General features: G+C 50.4%; 8 protein-coding genes. All 8 read left to right on the forward strand.

The annotated features are described in order from the left end of the window. The first annotated feature begins 724 nt into the window (after positions 1–724). Positions 725–1303: an ATP synthase subunit I gene (locus IQ235_RS16060; RefSeq protein WP_264322449.1), complete on the forward strand. Its 579-nt coding sequence runs from the start codon at positions 725–727 to the stop codon at positions 1301–1303. Positions 1304–1310: 7 nt separating this feature from the next. Further along, complete coding sequence (atpB, locus tag IQ235_RS16065; protein ID WP_264322450.1) at positions 1311–2060, forward strand: F0F1 ATP synthase subunit A; 750 nt, start codon at positions 1311–1313, stop codon at positions 2058–2060. 124 nt (positions 2061–2184) lie between these two features. Next, the gene (gene atpE, locus IQ235_RS16070; RefSeq protein WP_264322451.1) at positions 2185–2430 is read left to right on the forward strand and encodes an ATP synthase F0 subunit C; all 246 of its coding nucleotides are present in this window, start codon (positions 2185–2187) and stop codon (positions 2428–2430) included. Positions 2431–2556: 126 nt separating this feature from the next. Then, the gene (locus IQ235_RS16075; RefSeq protein ID WP_264322452.1) at positions 2557–2973 is read left to right on the forward strand and encodes a F0F1 ATP synthase subunit B'; all 417 of its coding nucleotides are present in this window, start codon (positions 2557–2559) and stop codon (positions 2971–2973) included. 94 nt (positions 2974–3067) lie between these two features. Next, positions 3068–3592, forward strand: coding sequence for a F0F1 ATP synthase subunit B (locus IQ235_RS16080; protein WP_264322453.1), 525 nt, complete (start codon positions 3068–3070; stop codon positions 3590–3592). Then, a complete protein-coding gene (atpH, locus tag IQ235_RS16085) occupies positions 3589–4137 on the forward strand; it encodes an ATP synthase F1 subunit delta (RefSeq protein ID WP_264322454.1) in 549 nt (182 codons plus the stop codon). The genes IQ235_RS16080 and atpH overlap by 4 nt, the downstream gene beginning before the upstream one ends. Before the next feature lie 176 nt (positions 4138–4313). Next, positions 4314–5831 (forward strand): F0F1 ATP synthase subunit alpha, encoded by a 1518-nt coding sequence (atpA, locus tag IQ235_RS16090; RefSeq protein WP_264322455.1) that lies wholly within the window; start codon positions 4314–4316, stop codon positions 5829–5831. A gap of 95 nt (positions 5832–5926) precedes the next feature. After that, the coding region (locus IQ235_RS16095; RefSeq protein ID WP_264322456.1) for a F0F1 ATP synthase subunit gamma at positions 5927–6124 on the forward strand (198 nt) is incomplete at its 3' end.

A 6124-nucleotide genomic window follows, 5' to 3' on the forward strand; every position in this document is an offset into this window, starting at 1 on the left:
CGGATAAGCCAGAAGGATATTACCCAAACATTAAGCTAGATGGCAAACCCGCTGGCGTAAATTAGGACATCAGACAGCAGGGGGAGATCAAACGGAATATGGAAACGAAAAATCGGTGATTTTTTACTCCCCCTTGCCTTCCTAGAAATTTTTGACAAGAAATCGATGGTGTAGAAAGGGGTTTGTCGATGATTTTCTTCTTGCAAATCTAATTTCAAAGACTAGAACCTCTCGGGCATCGTTTTAAGAATATCCGAAGACTTAAAATTTTTCGTTTTTTATTGATCTTATTCTCAGCTACGAAGTTATATAAATCTTGGCAAGCTATAAAAAATTCAAAACTAAAAACAGAAAAAAGAAGAGAGAACTTATGTTGTGGGATCCAAACAGTTTTGATGGAGATCGAACTGTAGTCCTGGCAGGTTTTTAGCAAAACTTGACGGTTTCTCGCCCGAAATTATCAAGATAAATATTGAGTAAATTTCACGGCTTGCAAGCATTCCACTCCATTTTTGCATAACCCCTTCTCTGAGTCGATCTAGAGACTCGATCGCCGATCGGGAAGATTTATTTTTTTTTAAGTATTGTTTCCGCTTCATGATAAGATGACTTCTGGCTTGGGAAGTCCAAGCCGCGCACCACGATGGGTTTGACCGCGTCCATCGACCCGAGCCGGATTCTAATTCGATCGAATCGGCTCCTACCCCTTGTCGCGTTAAACACTATGCTTCCTCCCGACGATCGTACAGAGTCTGAGTCTTACTATCCACGCTTTCGGAGATCGGAAGTTGCGGGAGTCCGGACAACCGCCGTCCAACCCTCTGTCAAATCTGAAGCTGTTGTTGAAGAAGCAACGACATCAGAGTCATCCTCGAGGTTTCCCTCGAGCGAGGAAATCGCTCGGGGAATGGAAGATTACGCAAAGCTCAAGCAAGAGCTGTACGGGGTAACGCTGTTATTGACGGGATTCATCTTCGCGGCGGTGTGGATGTTCTACTCCCTCAATATCGCTTTGAACTACGCGATCGGGGCATTTTCGGGTCTGGTGTACTTGAGACTGTTGGCAAGAAACGTCGATCGTCTCGGTCCAGAAGATCCATCGGTAAGCAAAGCTCGGTTTGCGGTTTTCGTTGGGGCGATTATCTTCGCAACCCAACTCGATCGACTGCAAATTTTGCCGATATTTCTGGGGTTTTTGACCTATAAAGTCACCCTAATCGTTTACACGGTGCGCATTACGCTTCTACCAGAGTTTTCTACCTCTGGTGACTCCCAATCCTCGAGTTTTGAGGAATCCTCCTAAATCGACAATGTTGGATGTTTTAAACACCTTTAACTTTCTCCCAATTGCCGAACTCGAAGTCGGCAACCATTTATATTGGCATATTGGGAATCTGAAAATTCACGGACAGGTGTTTCTAGTTTCCTGGTTTGTCATCGCCCTGATAGTAGGCGCTTCGGTTCTGGCAACCCAGAACGCTCAGAGAATCCCCAGCGGTATCCAAAATTTCATGGAATACGCCCTGGAATTTCTGCGCGATCTGGCAAAAAGCCAACTCGGAGAGAAAGAATATCGACCTTGGCTACCGTTTGTTGGGACTTTATTTCTATTTATCTTCGTGTCCAATTGGTCTGGTGCCCTCATCCCTTGGAAGCTCATCGAGCTACCCGAAGGAGAACTAGCAGCCCCCACCAATGACATCAATACAACCGTAGCCCTCGCGTTGCTAACCTCGCTGGCGTATTTCTACGCCGGGTTTAGAAAGCGCGGTTTGGGATACTTCGCTAAGTATATCGAACCCACGCCGATTCTACTACCCATCGCGATTCTAGAAGATTTCACCAAGCCCCTTTCCTTGAGTTTTCGTCTGTTCGGGAATATTTTGGCAGACGAACTGGTGGTTGCCGTTTTGGTGCTGCTGGTTCCCCTGTTCGTCCCGATTCCAGTGATGATGCTAGGTTTGTTCACCAGTGCCATTCAGGCGTTAGTGTTTGCCACCTTGGCGGCGGCATACATTCACGAAGCCCTCGAAGGTCACGGTGAAGAAGAACACGATTAAACTCGCACCAGAGTTCGGGCGCTCGTACTCGCCACTTTAGGGCGAGCAGAACGATCGCACCTTCTATGGTTTTCGATTCGTTCGGTTTTTGTTTTGTACTTAATACAGTAAGGAAAATACAGTCATGGATCCATTAGTTGCTGCTGCTTCCGTTTTGGCCGCCGCTCTTGCCGTCGGTCTGGCCGCTATCGGCCCTGGTATCGGTCAAGGAAATGCCTCGGGTCAAGCCGTTGAAGGAATTGCCCGCCAGCCGGAAGCAGAAGGAAAAATTCGCGGAACCCTACTGCTAACCCTAGCATTCATGGAATCGCTCACGATTTATGGCTTGGTTATCTCTCTAGTGTTGCTATTTGCCAACCCATTCGCATAAAACATCCATCAGCGAGTTCGGGGTAATTGGTGCACTCAAGACCAGTTACCCTTCCTCCCAAAAACGGCTAAACCCACCGGACTGGGGGTAGCTTCTTTTTAAATTCTTGTATTTCCGAGCAAAGCGATGTTTGATTTTGATGCAACTTTGCCTTTAATGGCAGTGCAGTTTTTAGTGTTGACGGCAATCTTGAATGCGGTTTTCTTCAAACCGCTGACCAAAGTTCTAGACGAACGCGACGATTACATCCGCAGTAACGATCGAGAGGCTGCAGAACGTTTGGCAAAAACTGAAGAGTTGGCCCGGCAATACGAGCAAGAGCTAGCGGATACTCGCAAAGAAGCTCAAGCCATCGTGGTTGCCGCCCAAAGTGAAGCCCAAGAAATTTCTAATGGCAGAATAGCTGAAGCTCAAAAGGAAGCACAAGAAGCTAGAGAAGCAGCGGCTGCGGAAATTGCTCGAGAAAAAGAAGCAGCGATGCAGTCTTTAGAGCAGGAAGTTAGCGCCCTCAGCCACCAGATGCTCGAAAAACTTTTGGGTTAAGAACTCGACAAATCAGCGATCGCCAGGGTCGATTTGCCACATCGGCGGTAACTCGCGCCCCGGTCAAAAAACCACAAAGGATATAAAGGCGAAAATGGAAACATTTTTGTGGCTAGCAACAGAAGAAAAAGGGTTTGGACTCCATTTCAATCTATTGGAATCCAACATCGTTAACCTAGCCATTATTATTAGCGTACTCGTCTATTTCGGTCGAGGTATTTTAACCAAAGCCTTGGGCGAACGACGGGCGAATATAGAAACGAGCATCAAAGAAGTCGAACAGAGGGCACAAGCGGCAAAAGTCGCCCTCTCCGATGCCCAACAACAGTTAACCCAAGCTCAAGCCGAAGCCGGGCGCATTCGATCGGAAGCTCAAGAACGAGCCAAATCTGCAAAAGAAGCAGTTATGGCACAGTCGGAGCAAGAAATCGAACGCATGAAAGCGTCAGCAAGTCAAGATCTAAATGCAGATCGAGAGCGGGCGATCGCCGAGTTACGGACGCGAGTGACGGCAATGGCCATCGAGAGCGCCGAAGCCCAGCTTAAAGAACGTATGGATCGATCTGCCCAAGAAAAATCCATCGATCGTAGTATCGCATTGCTAGGAGGTAAGGGATGAGAAGTGGTGCTATGGGGGCCCAAATTGCCGATCCCTACGCCAAAGCCTTGATGTCGATCGCCGACGATCGCGATTTAGCCGATCGCATCGGGCGAGATATGGCCGATTTGCAGCAACTCCTGCAAGAGTCAGAAGATCTAGAGGCGTTTTTAGATAATCCCATCATCGCCCCCGACGATAAGAAAGCCGTCCTGCGACGGGTCGCCGAGTCGGAAATCGACCCGACGACTCTCAACTTTCTGATGCTACTTGTCGATCGGGGACGGATTTTGTTTCTCGACGAAGTCTGTCGTCGGTATCGGTCGCTGCTACGCGAACGCAACCAAACCGTCCTTGCCGAAGTGACCTCGACGGTGGAGTTGACCGGTTCTCAACGAGATGCGATCGAATCTAAAGTCAAAGATTTGACCGGGGCGCGGGAAGTGGAAATCGAAACTCAAATCGACCCCGATATCATCGGCGGCGTGATTATCAAAGTCGGATCGCAAGTTCTCGATGCAAGTCTGCGAGGACAACTGCGCCGCCTTGCGGTGAACTTGAGCTAACGCGCGCAAATTAATTTTTGGGGCGATTTCCTCAGGAAGAAGGATAAAGAACGAAGGACAAAGCTATAGCAGCGATCGGACCCGGCGAAGTTAGCAGCACGACCGAGCAGCAAATCGAGCAGTACGACGCAGACCTCAAAGTCACTGAAGAAGGATAAAGAACGAAGGACAAAATTATGGCAGCGATCAGACCAGACGAAATTAGCAGCATTATCAAGCAGCAAATCGAGCAGTACGATGCCGACCTTAAAGTCACCAACGTCGGTACCGTGCTGCAAGTCGGCGACGGCATCGCCCGCATCTACGGCCTGGAAAACGCGATGGCCGGAGAACTGCTCGAATTTGAAGACGGAACTATCGGTATCGCCCTCAACCTCGAAGAAGATAACGTCGGGGCCGTGCTAATGGGGGCCGGAAACGAGATCCAAGAAGGGTCTTCCGTCACCGCCACCGGTAAAATTGCTCAAGTGCCCGTGGGAGAAGCCACCATCGGTCGGGTCGTAGACGCGCTAGGTCGTCCCCTCGACGGCAAAGGCGACATCGACACCAACGAAAGCCGCCTGATCGAATCTCCCGCCCCCGGTATCATCGATCGCAAGTCGGTGTACGAACCGATGCAAACCGGAATTACCGCCATCGACGCGATGATTCCCATCGGTCGGGGTCAGCGAGAACTGATTATCGGCGACCGACAAACCGGTAAAACGGCGATCGCCATCGACACCATCCTCAACCAAAAAGGCGAGGACGTGATTTGCGTCTACGTCGCCGTGGGACAAAAAGCGTCCACCGTCGCCCAGGTGATCAAAGTCCTGAGCGATCGTGGTGCGCTCGATTACACCATCATCGTCGCCGCCAACGCCAGCGACCCGGCCACCCTGCAATACCTCTCTCCTTACACCGGTGCAGCCTTAGCTGAGTACTTCATGTATAAGGGCAAAGCTACCCTGGTGGTTTACGACGACCTTTCCAAGCAAGCTCAGGCCTACCGTCAGATGTCCTTGCTGCTGCGTCGTCCCCCCGGACGGGAAGCCTATCCCGGAGACGTGTTTTACCTCCACTCTCGCTTGCTGGAGCGGGCGGCGAAACTGAGTCCGGAACTCGGCGAAGGCAGCATGACCGCCCTGCCGATTATCGAAACCCAAGCTGGTGACGTATCCGCATACATCCCCACCAACGTAATCTCGATTACCGACGGGCAAATCTTCCTCTCCTCCGATCTGTTTAACGCCGGTCAGCGTCCGGCCGTGAACCCCGGTATTTCCGTGTCGCGAGTGGGTTCTGCCGCCCAGACTAAAGCCATCAAGAAAGTGGCGGGTAAAATTAAGCTCGAACTGGCCCAGTTCGATGAACTCGAAGCCTTTTCTCAGTTTGCCTCCGATCTGGACGAATCGACTCGGAACCAACTCTCTCGGGGTCAGCGCCTGCGGGAAATCCTCAAGCAGCCCCAGAACTCACCCCTGCCCCTAAGCGAACAAGTGGCGATCGTCTATGCCGGTATCAACGGCTACCTCGACGATATTCCCCTGGAAAAAATCACCGACTTCACCACCGGATTGCGGGATTACCTACGCACCAGCAAACCCAAGTACGGCGAAATTATTAAAAGCCAGAAAGTGCTAACGGAAGAAGCCGATACGCTACTCAAAGAAGGTATCAGCGAATTTAAGCAAACCTTCCTCGTTTCTAGCTAAAAGCTCGCCAAGTTGAGAATGGAGAATTGCGCTTTTGCGACACACCCTCCATTCTCAATTTTTAATTTCAATTCGATCGTTCATCGTTCTTCGTTATGGCCAATCTCAAAGCAATTCGCGATCGCATTAAGACGGTCAAGAATACCAAAAAAATTACCGAAGCGATGCGTCTGGTGGCTGCCGCCCGCGTCCGTCGCGCCCAAGAACAGGTACTGGCTACTCGCCCCTTTGCCGATGCCCTGGCTCAAGTTCTCCACGGCTTGCAAGCTCGCCTGCAGTTTGAAGCCCTAGAC

The sequence above is a fragment of the Zarconia navalis LEGE 11467 genome (assembly GCF_015207075.1).
Classification (GTDB): domain Bacteria; phylum Cyanobacteriota; class Cyanobacteriia; order Cyanobacteriales; family Geitlerinemataceae; genus Zarconia; species Zarconia navalis.